We start from the raw sequence: 13,778 nt of genomic DNA, 5'->3' as shown, positions 1-13,778 counted from the left end.
GAACGTCATGCCGAAGTCGAGCCGGTGGCGAGACAAGGGCATCCATGGACACTCTTGTCGCTTCGCGACTGCGGTGTGACGAAGGAGAAAAGGCCCGCGGTTCAAACCGCGGGCTTTTGTCATCCCCGCAGGCAACCCGCGGGAATTTTCAATTTCTAGTCAATGATTGCGCCAGCCACAGGCCTCACAACAGCTATTACAGGCCGTAGCGGGCGAAGGCATCTTCCTCGCCCACAATCTTGAAATCGACAATGTACTGCTTCTTCGAAACGGGATTGTTGTATTCAAAGACCTCGATAACCCAGGCGTTCTTTTCGCATTGGATAAGGAACCCGGTACGTTCAAGCGTTCCGACAGTCTTCGTGCCAAGAATCTCGAAACCCACGGGTTTGCCGTACTGCGCCGCGATATTCTGGAATATCGTAGCGTATTGCATCTTGAGGTTCGAAACGTTCACGTTGCCCTTGAGGAAGGGGCTATCGTCGAGCACGGCATCGAAGGCCTTGTCGTACTTATCTGCTTTCAGGTGATCGACCATCGCCTTGACGCATTCACTGGAATGCGGGCCCGCAAATGCAAAAGAGCAGAGCAACAGGGAAAAAATTACAGCCTTGATTTTCATTGTTTCTCCTTTATTTTTTATCATAATACTTGAATACGTCTTCCTCGGTCAACACGCGCAATTCACTGAACTCGCTTTTTCCGTTTGGCGATACGTATTCCTTTATCACAATCAGCCACGCAGATTTTTCACAGTTGATCTGGTAAACAGTCTCGTCATAGGCCTTGGACAGGCGGCGCGTACGCAGTTTCGTATGGTTCAGCACCTTGCCGTGCTGCTTGACAAATTTCTCGAAATACCCGGCGTACTGCGTAACTCCCACTACCTTTTGTTCGTCAGCCATGTTCAAGCCATAGTCCAACAGAGCCGTTGCGGCTTCCTTGTACTTGGACTTCTTAAGGAATTTTTCGACCTTATCCATCTGCTTGTCGGCAACCTCACCGGCATGGCACACGAAAGCCATCAACAAGACATATAACAAAGAGCGCAGGATTTTCATATAACTGAATATAGTATTTTTTTAGCATAGTGGAACACTTCGCAAAGAGAACACTGGAACGAAGTGTGAGTGTGAGCCAAAAGCGACTCGTATCAACGAGTCGTGATGGCGAAAGCGAGTGAGAAAACGGAGGTTCTTCATCTGAGATGACGAACGAGCGGTCGCATTAGAGCGTGCGGAGTGCACCTCAGAGCAAACATTCTCTATGAATATTCAGGATTATGCGAGACGCGGTTTACCAGTCCAGCCTAACTTCTCGCGGAGTGCGCCCACGAATCCGGTATGGCGCATGCGGATAAACGTCGTCACGGCCTTGCACTCGCTCAGCACGACCTTCTCGCCCACCTTCATCTCGTAGGCGGTGCGGCCGTCGAACACGAGGTCAAGCGGGCGCTCCACCGCAGAGACAATTTCAAGCTTCTTGTCGGTAAGCGAAAGCACGAGCGGGCGCACGGAGAGACTGCTAGGAGCGACGGGCGTGAGCACGACGGCAGGAGTGCTCGGGTGGATGATAGGGCCACCCGCCGCGAGGTTATAGGCGGTAGAACCCGTCGGTGTAGAAACCAGCAGGGAATCAGCCCAGTATTCGGTAAGGCACGTGCCGTTGTAGGCCACGTTCACGTTCACCATGCGGTCAGGCATGTGCGCGCGGACATGGACCTCGTTCAAGACCGTTTGTTTTGCGACCACCTTGCGACCGCGATAAACGACTGCGTCAATCATCATGCGTTCGCGGGTAGAAAAGTCACCCGCAAGCAAGTCATCGAGCGTCTTTGCAAGGCCTTCCACGCGACTTTCGGCAAGGAACCCCACGCGGCCCGCATTCACTCCGAGTATGGGAATGTTATGCCCGAGCGCGATATGCGCGGCAGAAAGCACCGTACCGTCCCCGCCAATAGCAAGAAGCAGGTCCATGCGCGAAAGCCCGGATTCCTTGATCACGTGAATCGGCTTCTTGGCAAGCCCCTTCAGGGAATCAAGCGCAAAGAATTCCACCTTCGGGTGCGTCGCGGCCCAATCCGCAATCTGGTCGAGAGCGTTCGCGAGATCAGCACTCTTGTCCTTGAAACCGACGATTCCGATTTTCGAAAACTTCTTCATGATCCTCCCCCTATTCCTTGCCCTCGTTCGCGGGAGCCTCGGAGACAAGCACCTGCTTCAGCTTTTCGACAACTCCCGGGAACATAGCCTCCACGGCGTCAACATTCTTGACGGGTTCATCGTTCTCGAGGGCAATAGAAAGCACACCAAGCGCAAGCCCCGCCTCGGGTGAATTTCCGCCGTCAAAGTCGCTCCCGTTCACGATGGTTTCCATCCCGCGAATAACGAGCCCGTCATCGTACACGCCGACTTCCACGCCGGTCTTCCGCAGGTTTTCTGCCAAGAAGTCGTTTGACACGCGCATCTCGGAGCGAATTTCCTTCGGAATACGGAGGATGGTTTCGCCCTCGGCAAAGCACGCCGCCACCGCGAGGAACGCATAATCTGAAAGCGACGTCGCGATGGCGTCTTCGCCAAAGCGCCTGCCCTGTAGCCGTTTGCCCGCTTCCATCGGGTAAATTTCCACATCGCCGTACACGTCGCCGAACTTTTCCCTGCGGGTTACGGTCTCGATGTTCGCGCCCATGCGCTTGAGGCAAGTGAGCGCCCCCGCACGGGTGCTGTTCAGGTCCACGTTCAAAAGCTTTACCACATTGCCCTTGGGCACCTTGCCGATGGTCGTCAGCAAGGCAAATGCCGTCGCCTCGGTCGTATCGCCCGGCACGTAGTAATCGCGCCCGGTAATCACGCGGGTTTCCGCAAGTTCCGTCATCTGGGTGCGTTCAATCTTCTTGCCCTGCGCCATCATCAGGCGGCGTTCGAACTCGCTCAGTTGCTCCATGCCGCGCCCCTCGTAACGGAGAGGCACGCCAAAGTACATGAGCATTTTCGTCCACTGGTCATGAACGAGCGAGCGTTCCTCGAAGCTCACGTACTCGCCACGCACCAGCGTGCGGAGCAGCACCCTGTTGCGCATAATAAACGGCACGTTACCGAGCGAATCCTTCTTGAGCGCGGGTTCTTCGGGCGCAAAGCGGAACACGAACTTCGCGGGAGCATCAGTTTCGACATTGACCTTGAAATACTTGAGGAGCATCGCCTTCACGGCGACAATCTTCTCGATGCCGTCCCTGTCGGGTTCGGCTGCAAGCGTATAGACCTGCTCGGAATCCTTGCTTGCGAGCGTCCACAAAAGGACGTTCTCCTGCTCCGGAAAATCATACGGGAGCATCGACGGGAGCGCATACTGGAAGCCCCTGCCGTCAAGCACCAGCTGGTGCCCGTGCAGTTCATAGCGGAGCCCGAATTCGGCGAGGGCCTGCGCAAAACGTTCTGAACCGCTAGCCCAGGCAAAATCGTCGAGCACGGTGCGCCCGTTTACCAACAGGCCCATCAAAAGCGTAAGGTCCATCCGTTCCCTGTCGGGATTCAACGCAAATTCCATTATCGTTCCTTAACTTCGTAACCCAGGTAACGGAGCAGCTTGACCGCGCGGGCGGCCTCGTCCTCGGTCTTGAAGGCAATCAGCAATGTGCCCGCTACGTTCTCGCGGACCTTCATGAGTTCAATGTCGCGGATGTTGAGTCCCTCTTCGGCGAGCGGATGCAACACGCTCAAAAGCGCGCCCGGTTTGTCCTTGAGCGGCACCGTAATCTCGAAGAATGCGGCAGCGGCGTTCCGGCCAGGAGCGAACAGGCTCGCACGGCCCTCGTTGCCCGCCTTGAAAATTTCTTCCAGCGAATCGGAACGGTCGGCGCATTTCCCACCGGCTACCGAACCGCGGGTCGCATCGAACGAACCACCCGCAGGCCTGCCGTCCTTTACCACGTCGAGTTTCTGCATCGCCTCGATTGTCGCGTTCACGCCATCACGCACCTCGGTCAAGGCACGCACCGTCTCGTCGCGGTTAGTGACTGCAATATCGTGCCACATCGCCCACCCGCTTGCCGCAATGCGCGTCATGTCGCGGAATGCGCGACCCGCATAGTGCTGGTAGTTGTGTTCGAGCAGGCGGTCAGGGATGCTTGCCGCCAGAGTAGAACTGAGCATCTGGGGCATGTGCGAAACCCACGCCATGGTGCGGTCGTGGTGCTCCGACGGGAAAACTACTGCGGAGGCGCCGAGGAACTTCACAAGTTCCAGGAGCGGCGCGTAAACGCTTTCGGCAGTTCCCTCGGGCGGGCACACGAACCAGTAGGCGTTCTCGAAAATAGCGGGGTCGTTGTATTCGCAGGTGCGCTTCTCGGAACCCGCCATCGGATGGCTGCCCACAAACTTGAACGGGGCCGGCAGTTTGAAACCCGCCCTGCAGATTTCGACCTTCGTGCTCCCGATATCGCTCACGAGGCACGCGGCGCCGTTTAATTTCTCATTGACCCAAGAAACATGCGAAAGCGCGTCAATCGTCTTCAAAATATGCAGAATCGGGCCACACAGCAAAATGAGGTCGCAGTCGCGGGACCATTCTTCCACCTGCGCGTATTCAAAAAACTCGTCCGCAAGTTCCAACTCGCGGGCACGCTTGAGCGTCGCGGGCGAACTTACCGCGCGTATGACCGTCGGGCGCTTCGCCTGCTTGAGCGCAGAAGCAATAGAACCTGCCAGAAGTCCAAAACCCACCAAGGCAATCCGCTTCATCATTCCTCCACCTTGCGGGTCTCTTCCATAATCGTGCGGAAAATATTCACGATAGATTCCGGCGGGAGCGGTCCACCCGCCTTTACCGCCTTCTCGGCGACAGCGGCTAGCACCGCCTCTTCGCGGGCAGCGTCGAATACCGGCAGGCCCTTCTCTTTCTTGAGCTTGCCAATCTCCATCGCGAATTCCGCCCGCCTGTTCAAAAGCGAGATAATCGTATCGGTAAGTTCATCGATGCGCTTGCGCCAATCGTCTATTTCCATGTGGGAATCCATGTGCCGAAAGATAGAAAATTGAGGGTAATTTTTAGAAAATGAGGGTATTTTTATGCCTGCGCACGCCACATAGAGGCAATTTTGCCGAAAATGGGTACCAAACACCCCTTTTTTCGCACTTTTAGTACCCAATTTTTAGAACAAAGTAACACTATTTTTCCGAAAAAGCCAGCGAAAGGATGGTATCTGGCTATTTCCAGGCCAAAAACATGCGTTTTACGCTCCGTTCTTTTATTACAAACTAATATTTTTAGCAAACAAACTAACAAAATGGGGACTAAACACCCCAAAAAACACTCCATTTGGTACCCAATTTCGCCATTTTCGCGTTCCTCGCACCCCAAAATTCAGCCCGAACCAGCCCCGAACTCAGCACACTTGATACACCTCATTCATTTACAACCTTCACACCATTGCGCACCCCACAAATCGAATCTATTTTACTTCTTGTGTATGGGCAGGAGATGATTATGAGCATTCTAAAAACACTCACCACTGGAACATTGGCGGTACTAGCCATGGCATCTACCCTCAGCGCAAAGGATTTCAGCGGCGCAGAACTCTACACCAATGAAGAATACACCTACGGGAAATTCGAAGCCCGCATGAAAATGGCCGCCGCATCGGGAACCGTGAGTTCCATGTTCCTCTACCAGAACGGCTCCGAACAGGCCAGCGCCCAGCGTTGGGTCGAAGTCGATATCGAAGTGCTCGGCAAGAACCCCAACAGTTTCCAGTCCAACATCATTACCGGCAAGGCCGGCGCACAGGTTACCAGCGAAAAGCATCACTCGGTAAGCCCGGCTGCCGACCAGGGTTTCCACACCTACGGCCTCGAATGGACCCCCGATTACGTCAGCTGGACCCTCGACGGGAAAGAAGTCCGCAGGACCAAAAAGGGCGACAACAAGAACCAGGTCGAAAACCTGATTGGAACCCAGGGCCTCCGCTTCAACATCTGGTCTTCCGAAAGCGCCGATTGGGTCGGTCAGTTCGACGAGTCCAAGCTCCCGCTCTTCCAGTTCATCAACTGGGTCAAGGTCTACAAGTACACTCCGGGCCGGGGCGAAAACGGCAGCGACTTCACGCTCGACTGGACCGACAATTTCGACTCGTTCGATTCCGGCCGCTGGAGCAAGGGCAACTGGACCTTCGACGGCAACCGTGTCGACCTGACCCCGAACAACATCTACTCCAAGGACGGCATGCTGATTCTCGCCCTCACCCGCAAGGGCCAGGAGTCCTTCAACGGACAGGTTCCGCAAGACAACGAGCCCGCCCCTGTTTCTTCGAGCAGCGTTACCCCGCCGCCGGAATCCTCCAGCAGCAGCGAGCCGTTTATCCCGCCGATGTCCTCCTCCAGCGAGCCCATTACGGCCATCCAGCAGGTTCGCACCCCGCAGATGCAGCCGAAGGAAGTCCGCGGCATCGTGAACGCGAAGGGCGCCCACGTGAAGGAAATCAACCGCTACCGCGTGAACTTCAAGTACTAGAAATTCTCCTAATCACTCCAAACAACAAAGGTCCGTGCAGCTTCGCGCCGCGCGGACTTTTGTTATTTTATGGGCATGCGCGAAGAACTGGCAAAGATAATCCAGGATATCCCCCACAACGACGGCGATCGGCTCCCGAGCGTACGCGAAATCATGAAGGCTTACGGCGTCTCCTCGAGCACAGTGCAGTCGGCGCTCAAGATGCTAGAGAAAGCATCGCAAATATGCCGCATCCAGGGCAAGGGATGCTTCTGGACATCGGGCGGAGTCGCTAAAATCTACGAACGGCACCCCGCACCGCAGGCCAGGGAAAGCGCCTACGACAAGGTGGAGCGCCTCTTCCGCGAGGACTGGGACCGCGGCACATTCCGCATCGACGAACCGCTCCCGCTCATGAAGGAACTCGCACAGCGCTACAACGTTTCGCAGGCGATTCTCCGGAACTTCCTGAACGCGATGGTGCAAAAGGGCGCGCTGGCCCGTTCCGGAAGGCACTACAGCTTTATTCGCAATAGCAAGAACGAGCAGCCCGCATCGCTCAGCGAAATCATATTCGTAACGCGATGCAACAGCTGGGGCGGCTTTACCGCCGAAAGCGAACGCGAAATGGATTTCTTGCGCATGGTCTACAAGAAGGCGGGTGCAGACAACTACAAGCTCATATTGCTTGGCATGAACGAGAACAGCGGCAAGCTCATCGACCGTAGCGGCAAGACCCGCAAACTCGCGGACTACCCGAACGCCGTGGGAGCAATCCTCTCGACGCTCCTTATAATGCAGCCGCTAAAGCTGATGCAACAATTCGCGGGCATCCGCTACCCTATCGCCGTCTGGTGGGAGCAGCCCCTGCAAGATATCCCGCTCAGGTACCTGCAGAAAGAAAACTGGACATTCTTCAATTCCACCTTCGGGACAGCCCCGGGGAAAGAAATGGGCAAGTTCCTTATCGCCCACGGGATAAACCAGGTGGCCTACTTTTCGCCCTACCACAACAGTTCGTGGTCCATAGACCGCCTGCAGGGGCTACGCGACGCAGGGCTTTCCGTAATCGACTACACCGACAGCGAGTTTGCAAGCCCGTGGGACTACAAGCAGATTGCGCGCAGCAAGGTGGAAAAGTTCTCGGTCGAGGTTTACGCCCGCGAACTTTTGAAGCAGAAGATGGTTTCGCTCATGAAGAACCGCGACTACGAGCAGGTCGCAATCGTCTGCGTGAACGACGACGTGGCAAGCGCGCTCCTCGAAATGCAGGAAGAGGGCCGAATCGAAAAACTCGGCCCGCTGTACTCCTTCGACAATTCCGCAGAAAGCTACATGTTGCGCCTTCCCTCCTACGACTTCAACACGCAGGCGCTCGTAGACCACATGTTCTACAGCATCGCAAACACCGATGCCTTCCGGATGCAGCGGAAGGTCCAGCAGATTCTGGGCCAGGTCGTAGAGAAATAAATCAGTACAGATCCTCGCCTTGCTTCGACAAAACTCAGCACAGGCCGCGAGGATGACGAAGCAGCCCTAAAACTATTGGCGCTGGTAGAGTTCCAGCCCGAATTCCGGCATGGCCGCAATCAGGTGGTCCAGGATATCCGCCTGGATTCCCTCGAAATCTTCCCACACGGTCGTATTCGCGAAAGCATAAACTTCCAGCGGGAGGCCCAGCGGGGTCGGCTCCAGCAGGCGCGTCATGAGCGTCATGTCTTGCGCGACTGTCTTGCGTGAACGCAGGTATGCCGTGCAGTAGGCGCGGAACGTGCCGATATTCGTGAGGTGCCGGGCATTGAGCATATCAGGGCTGCCAGAACCCTGTGCGATTCCCAACAGGCCCGCCTTGGACTCCTCGCCCACAATCTCGTGAATCTTAGCCTCCAGGTACGGAGCAAGAATCTTTATTTTAGATAAACTAGCAATTTCGTCCGGAGTGAGGAATCGGACCGTCTTCTGGTCAATATACATGGCACGTTTGATGCGTCGCACGCCGGAATCCTGCATCCCGCGCCAGTTGCGGAACGAATTCGTAATGAGGTCGTATGCAGGGATAACCGAGATGGTGTTGTCCCAGTTGCGCACCTTCACCGAGGTAAGCGTAATGTCCATGACCGTACCGTCGGCATTGTGGCGTTCAATTTCAATCCAGTCGCCCTTTCGCAGCAGGTCGGACAAGTTTATCTGTACTCCCGAAACTACACCCAGAATAGAATCCTTGAAAATGAGCATCAGCACGGTCGCCATAGCACCGAGAGCGGAGAAGATGATAACCGGGCTCTTGTCCGTCAACTGGCTCACGATGAATATCGCGGCAAGGCAGAACAGCGAGACCTTTATCGCCTGGAATATACCGTGCAGAGGGCGCTTCATCGTGCGTTCGTTTATGCCGTTAAAATGCTCAATCACGTCAAGAATCGAGCACGCAATCGCAAACGAAAGCAGCGTATACCAGATGTTCGCAATCCTCGAAGACACCTCGAAAAGCCACGTACTCGGGTCAAGAACATTCTGGACCGCGGCAGAGAACGCCGTCGCCGGGATAACCTGCAAAAGGCGCGAAGCCAGATGGCGTTCCACAAGAATCTTGTTCAACGCGCTCAGACTCTTTTTCGACCAGCGTTTCATTATCGGCATTACGAGGGCATAAATCGCGAGGAAAATAATCGCAATCGAAAGGACTACGATTCCAAAATGGAAGAACTCGCTGTCCATCTGAAGGTTTTCCACCTGCGTGGCAAAATCGTGCACTTTATTCATAGGTTACTTTCTCACTAAACGCATGATTCCCTGGCGGTTGAACTCGGGAGCATCCTTCGCGAAGGGGCTCTTTGTTTCTGCACGGAGCGTAAACACGCCGGCATCGCCCGCATCGACTTCCGTTCCCGACTTGGATGAGACCCCATCCACAAAAATCGAGTCTGCGACAACAGAAAGGATATTCTCCAAATCTTCCTGAGCCCCGTTCGTGCGCGAAATACACAAATCCGGCAGGCCAAACACCTCCAGCCCGAGCGTATAGAGCACGTCCGCACTTTCCATAAAGTTGATCCACGTGTCCATCGGGAATTCCGCATCACCGAGTTCCTCACGGAAAGCGTCCGCAGCCCACGCCGTACCCGACTGCTGCATATACACGCCGGTCGCACCCGCGGCAAGCACCTTGAGGATGGCGGCATTCACCATGCGCAGTTCATCGGCACTCTTGAGCGAGCCCAACAAAAACAGCAGCGACTTGTGCGAATCGATTGCACTCGCCTCTTCCGCAGAAATCTCGTTGTGTTCCTTGAAAATATCGGAGAGACCAGCCGCAGGGGCATTACGTACAACATCAAAACGCACATTGCAACCGGGCACGAGCAAGTTTTTCGCATCGGCCCCCACCGAGACGACGTCCGTTATCTTGAAGGGTTCCGTCTCTGCGACAGGAATCGGGAAAGCAAGTACAAACCTATTCATATCCATTCCTCTGCCCGAAGGGGCATCAACGTTTATCGCCTGCGCGAGATTTTATCGCCCACGCGCGAAAACAAGTCCTTTACCGCATTTTCGAGCACGCCCGCCTGCTGTGGCCGAGGGAGCGCGACATTCCCCTTGAAGGCATCGAGAAGCGATTCTACCGAAAGCCGATTCGCAGGAATATTGACCGCATAGCCTGCAGTGGCGAGGTCGCGCGCGAGTACCACCTGCTCGTACTGCCCCGGAGTCGGGACAAATATGCACTTTGCGCCCAGGTAGGCCATGTCCATTACGGTGCTATAGCCACCACGGCTAATCACCCAGTCGGCATCCCTTACCGCGCGGGCAAATTCACCCGTAGGCAGGTGCGTCACGAACTCGATATTCCCTTCGGTCCAGTGTCTGCGGGGGGCCTGCGGCTTGCCCAGAATCATCAAATGTTCTCCCGGAACATCTCGCAGAATATCGCGCAGGCGGTTCTCGAACTGCGTACGGGCAGGCTCGACACCCGAAATAACGGCAATGACCCGATACTTGCCCGCATTTAAACTGCCGGCTTTTAAACCGCCCGCAGGCAACTCGTGCGCATTTAAACTGCCCGCGACCCGAGAGGCGCCGGAACAAGGCGCGTCAAATCGCGAGAGCGGCCCGACGAACCTGACCGCAGGCGCACCGCCCACCCCGAACGAGGCCCGCTCTCCGCGCGAATCACGGACACCGCCCGTAACCTGCTGGCCACGCGCCGGCAAGTGCGAAAGCGCGCCCGCGTATCCGGGTGCAGTTTCCACATCGGGCACCCACACCTCGTCAAAATTCCTCATGCGGGCACGGTGCCAGCGGATGCCTACGCCTTCAAATGCAGCAAGCGCGGGCGGGAACGCAATCCGCCGCTGGTGCGTCATATACACGCTATAAGCCTTCTTCGAAAAGAATGCAAAACGGTTGTCCGAAAATAGCACGTCGTAGCCGTGACGTTCCACCATCTCTTCGGCATAGCGATGCTCGTAACGCATCACCGCATTCAGGTGTGCGCTGTTCTTCAGGAGCCACAGCGCCATGTTAAAGCCATATTTCGGGTACACGACGTTGTAGCCCGGCGCCACCCGCTGGCGTAGTTCCGGGAAAACCTCGCGGAAAAACCCGGCATTCGCCTTCACTACGGCAAGTTCCACCTCGGCTCCCTGGGCAAGGAACTCCCGGATAACGGGCACGCAACGCGTCGCATGCCCCAAGCCCCAATCAAGAGGGGCTACCAGGATTTTCACCTAGCCTCCAGCCAGGCGTTCGCCCAGTCGCCGTGGTCGCAGTTCTTCTCGCCCGCCATGTCGATGCTCAGGTTCAGCTGACGCACGCCCTTCACGTCCACGTCAATCGCCTGCTTTTCCATCGAGTAGAGCCTCTTGGAGCGCAAGATTTCGCGGCCGTCGCCCGACACGATAAAGTACACGCCATCACCGCAGGCGCTTTCGTCATCAAGCCCGATAACCGCATGCAGCACGTCGAACCCGCGGGGCAACGTGAAGTCGATACTCGAATTCGCGTGGCTCCCGATACCGTAGCGGAAAGGTTCGCCATCCAGCGTAAGCGTGTGGTGTTCTACCGACTCGTTCATCTGCGGGTCGCCCCACTCCTGCGAGAAACGGCCCATCTTGAGGCTCGAAAGCAGCACGACGTTCTCGCTCTCGCGGAAGAAGTCGCGGTAAACCACAGACGTATCGCCATCGGGCATCGAGCACACGAACATCGCGCGGTTCATACCCGGGTGAATCTTCGTTGAATCCATACGGAGCGAATCCGAAGGCACCGTCACAAGCATCTCGCCCTGCTTTTCGCCGTTCAGCGAGTAGTCGCAGGCAATCGATTCCGGGAACCGCTTGTTCAGCACGATAATCCCCTCGCTCTCGTCCGAGACCATGAAGTTCTGCGCGTACTGCGAAACGCCCTTCTTCGAAATTATCTTGTATATAACCAGCGGATAGCCAAAGCGCTTCGCATCCACCAAGATGCGCTCGTGCTTGTAGCTATCGAGAATCTTGTCAATCTGGTCGGTCGTCTTGAAGCCCACCACGCGGCTGTCACGGTTTACCTTGCCGTAGCCATCCTGGCCGCGCACCAGGTAGATGTTTCCGCCCGACTTTTGCATCCACGAGGCAAACACGTCGGTACTCCAGCCCTCGAAAGTGCGTTCGCTAAACGCGCTATGCCCCTGGGCAAGCATCTGCCACGGCCTCGCATAGATGTAGATTGAATTTTCGGGCAACTTCGCGAGTTCCGTGTTCAAGAAGTCCTCTTCGCCCAGCAACTTGTTCTTGTAGTAGAGCATGTTGCTCTTGTAGCTGGGAGCATGGTAGAACATGAGCCCGAGCGAAAGGAGGCAGGCAAAACCCATCACGATTCCGGCGACGGCATCGCGCTGCATCTTGGACTTGAAGAGGCGCGAACCCGCAAAGAGGAGCGCGTCGTACAGGCCAAGCGCCATCAGGAGCGCAAACAGCGGGAGCGCCACCAGCACGTAGCGCTGGTTGATATCAATCGTGAACGTTCCCGACACGTTGAACATGATGACGAAAATCTGGAGGCAGAAGAAAATGCCCAAGATAAACCCGCGCACGTAACGACGGAATACAACCATGCGGAGCAGGAGCCATACAGTCGCCACGAGCAAGATGACCGTGAACGTCGTGTAGAACGGGTTCACCATGATGCCGCCGAAAGCCGGGTCGACATCGAGGTTCATCATCGTCTGGATATTCGTCTTCAGGTTGAACCACAGGTTATCGAAGGAATGGGCCGCATGTTCCCCGCCCTGGAAGTCGTAACCGCGATAGGCCGCCATGTTGTTCACGCTGGGCCAGCTCACCGCAATCACGGCGGCAACAAAGGCCGGCAGGCGGTATGGCTTTTCGAGGAAGTAGCGGTAGTAGTAGAGCGCGAACGGAATGAACGCGAACACCGTCTCCTGGCGGGTCTGCGCAAAGAAACCGAGCAGCGGCACCGTCAGCAAGAAATGTTTCCAAGTTACCTTGTTCGCAGGCACAAAAGCATACCAGGCCATAAGGAAGGTCAGCAGGCAAATGTAGAGCACTTCCGTAGATGCAGAGCGCGACTGGAGCAGGTATATAGGCATGCCTCCCAGGAAGGCGACTGCAGCCAGTGCCAGTTTATCGCTCCTGAACCACTTCGACAGCGCGAGGAAGAACGCCAGCAGGCTCAACAGGTAGAACGGATAGTTCACCTTGAGCGCAGTATCGCGCGTCGGTTCCATGAAGTTGAACACGAGCGAGTAGACGAACCCGAGTGCCTTGCCCTTGAAGTTGTTCACCTCGCTCTTGCAATCAAGGACTCCATCCGTCCAAACGCCCTCGTTGCAGATGCCGCCCGTATGCTGGAAGTACATCTGCAGGCCCATCGATTCCCAGCTGGTCTCGTCGCTCAGTACACGGTGCGTATTGCTGATGTTCCCGAACACGAACACCGAGAAAATAATCATCAGGATGGCGAGCCCGCAAAAGGCCTTACCGCTCGGCAAGAACTCCCGGATATGCTTCGCGATAAACGGTACGTTTACCACCACGCCCGCAATGAACAGCACAAACGTCGAGAGTATCGCATAGTAGCCCCAATCGATATCCCAGCGGCGCGCGTACGAAACGGAAAGGTTGTTGAATATGAGGAACGCGGCGACCAGCACGGCGACCGTGGTCGCAAGCATCACCGCCTGCGGCTTGCCCAGGCTGAGCGACGCCACCCACTCGCGCAGGGACGTGGTCACCGACTTCTGTTCAATCTTTTCTTCTACAGTAACAGTTTTCTCTTTCTTTTTCATAATA

At 55.9% G+C, this 13,778-nt stretch carries 12 protein-coding genes; 2 read left to right on the top strand and 10 right to left on the bottom strand.

From position 1 onward, the window contains the following. Window positions 1-196 precede the first annotated feature (196 nt). The 6 genes from BUB22_RS04305 to BUB22_RS04280 form a co-directional block, all read right to left on the bottom strand. Window positions 197-622 (bottom strand): hypothetical protein, encoded by a 426-nt coding sequence (locus BUB22_RS04305; RefSeq protein ID WP_072811205.1) that lies wholly within the window; start codon window positions 620-622, stop codon window positions 197-199. Between the two features lie 10 nt (window positions 623-632). Then, window positions 633-1,061 (bottom strand): hypothetical protein, encoded by a 429-nt coding sequence (locus tag BUB22_RS04300; protein WP_139258707.1) that lies wholly within the window; start codon window positions 1,059-1,061, stop codon window positions 633-635. A 219-nt stretch (window positions 1,062-1,280) separates the two neighbouring features. Then, window positions 1,281-2,162, bottom strand: coding sequence for an NAD(+)/NADH kinase (locus BUB22_RS04295; protein ID WP_173365429.1), 882 nt, complete (start codon window positions 2,160-2,162; stop codon window positions 1,281-1,283). Between the two features lie 10 nt (window positions 2,163-2,172). Beyond that, window positions 2,173-3,546: a 3-phosphoshikimate 1-carboxyvinyltransferase gene (locus BUB22_RS04290; RefSeq protein WP_073114074.1), complete on the bottom strand. Its 1,374-nt coding sequence runs from the start codon at window positions 3,544-3,546 to the stop codon at window positions 2,173-2,175. Next, window positions 3,546-4,742 (bottom strand): prephenate dehydrogenase/arogenate dehydrogenase family protein, encoded by a 1,197-nt coding sequence (locus tag BUB22_RS04285; RefSeq protein ID WP_073114073.1) that lies wholly within the window; start codon window positions 4,740-4,742, stop codon window positions 3,546-3,548. Before BUB22_RS04285 ends, BUB22_RS04290 begins: the two co-directional genes overlap by 1 nt. Then, the gene (locus tag BUB22_RS04280) at window positions 4,739-5,014 is read right to left on the bottom strand and encodes a chorismate mutase (protein WP_254794629.1); all 276 of its coding nucleotides are present in this window, start codon (window positions 5,012-5,014) and stop codon (window positions 4,739-4,741) included. Before BUB22_RS04280 ends, BUB22_RS04285 begins: the two co-directional genes overlap by 4 nt. A gap of 470 nt (window positions 5,015-5,484) precedes the next feature. Between BUB22_RS04280 and BUB22_RS04275 the strand changes: the two genes are divergently transcribed. Together BUB22_RS04275 and BUB22_RS04270 are read left to right on the top strand one after the other, a co-directional pair. Further along, window positions 5,485-6,507, top strand: a complete 1,023-nt coding sequence (locus BUB22_RS04275; protein WP_073114108.1) for a glycoside hydrolase family 16 protein — start codon at window positions 5,485-5,487, stop codon at window positions 6,505-6,507. 75 nt (window positions 6,508-6,582) lie between these two features. After that, on the top strand, window positions 6,583-7,956 hold the full coding sequence (locus BUB22_RS04270; protein ID WP_073114107.1) for a GntR family transcriptional regulator: 1,374 nt from the start codon (window positions 6,583-6,585) through the stop codon (window positions 7,954-7,956). Between the two features lie 72 nt (window positions 7,957-8,028). Here BUB22_RS04270 and BUB22_RS04265 read toward each other — a convergent pair whose 3' ends face one another. From BUB22_RS04265 to BUB22_RS04250, 4 genes are read right to left on the bottom strand one after another with little or no spacing between them, the layout of a single operon-like run. Continuing rightward, window positions 8,029-9,249, bottom strand: coding sequence for a mechanosensitive ion channel family protein (locus tag BUB22_RS04265; RefSeq protein ID WP_254794628.1), 1,221 nt, complete (start codon window positions 9,247-9,249; stop codon window positions 8,029-8,031). Window positions 9,250-9,252: 3 nt separating this feature from the next. Further along, window positions 9,253-9,948: a hypothetical protein gene (locus BUB22_RS04260; protein ID WP_073114072.1), complete on the bottom strand. Its 696-nt coding sequence runs from the start codon at window positions 9,946-9,948 to the stop codon at window positions 9,253-9,255. Window positions 9,949-9,980: 32 nt separating this feature from the next. Continuing rightward, entirely contained in the window at window positions 9,981-11,213 is a 1,233-nt protein-coding gene (locus BUB22_RS04255; protein WP_073114071.1) for a glycosyltransferase, read from the bottom strand. Beyond that, window positions 11,210-13,774: an NPCBM/NEW2 domain-containing protein gene (locus tag BUB22_RS04250; protein ID WP_073114070.1), complete on the bottom strand. Its 2,565-nt coding sequence runs from the start codon at window positions 13,772-13,774 to the stop codon at window positions 11,210-11,212. The genes BUB22_RS04255 and BUB22_RS04250 overlap by 4 nt, the downstream gene beginning before the upstream one ends. Window positions 13,775-13,778: the final 4 nt, after the last annotated feature.

It is taken from the genome of Fibrobacter sp. UWCM (assembly GCF_900129735.1).
Classification (GTDB): domain Bacteria; phylum Fibrobacterota; class Fibrobacteria; order Fibrobacterales; family Fibrobacteraceae; genus Fibrobacter.
This window is presented reverse-complemented; position numbering and strand designations above follow the sequence as displayed.

Excerpts from the sequence above, each read along its gene's own strand:
- BUB22_RS04275 (WP_073114108.1), top strand. The coding sequence starts at position 5,485 with ATGAGCATTCTAAAAACACTCACCACTGGAACATTGGCGGTACTAGCC.
- BUB22_RS04300 (WP_139258707.1), bottom strand. The coding sequence starts at position 1,061 with ATGAAAATCCTGCGCTCTTTGTTATATGTCTTGTTGATGGCTTTCGTG.
- BUB22_RS04280 (WP_254794629.1), bottom strand. The coding sequence starts at position 5,014 with ATGGATTCCCACATGGAAATAGACGATTGGCGCAAGCGCATCGATGAA.
- BUB22_RS04265 (WP_254794628.1), bottom strand. The coding sequence starts at position 9,249 with ATGAATAAAGTGCACGATTTTGCCACGCAGGTGGAAAACCTTCAGATG.
- BUB22_RS04295 (WP_173365429.1), bottom strand. The coding sequence starts at position 2,162 with ATGAAGAAGTTTTCGAAAATCGGAATCGTCGGTTTCAAGGACAAGAGT.
- BUB22_RS04250 (WP_073114070.1), bottom strand. The coding sequence starts at position 13,774 with ATGAAAAAGAAAGAGAAAACTGTTACTGTAGAAGAAAAGATTGAACAG.
- BUB22_RS04305 (WP_072811205.1), bottom strand. The coding sequence starts at position 622 with ATGAAAATCAAGGCTGTAATTTTTTCCCTGTTGCTCTGCTCTTTTGCA.
- BUB22_RS04285 (WP_073114073.1), bottom strand. The coding sequence starts at position 4,742 with ATGATGAAGCGGATTGCCTTGGTGGGTTTTGGACTTCTGGCAGGTTCT.
- BUB22_RS04260 (WP_073114072.1), bottom strand. The coding sequence starts at position 9,948 with ATGAATAGGTTTGTACTTGCTTTCCCGATTCCTGTCGCAGAGACGGAA.
- BUB22_RS04290 (WP_073114074.1), bottom strand. The coding sequence starts at position 3,546 with ATGGAATTTGCGTTGAATCCCGACAGGGAACGGATGGACCTTACGCTT.
- BUB22_RS04270 (WP_073114107.1), top strand. The coding sequence starts at position 6,583 with ATGCGCGAAGAACTGGCAAAGATAATCCAGGATATCCCCCACAACGAC.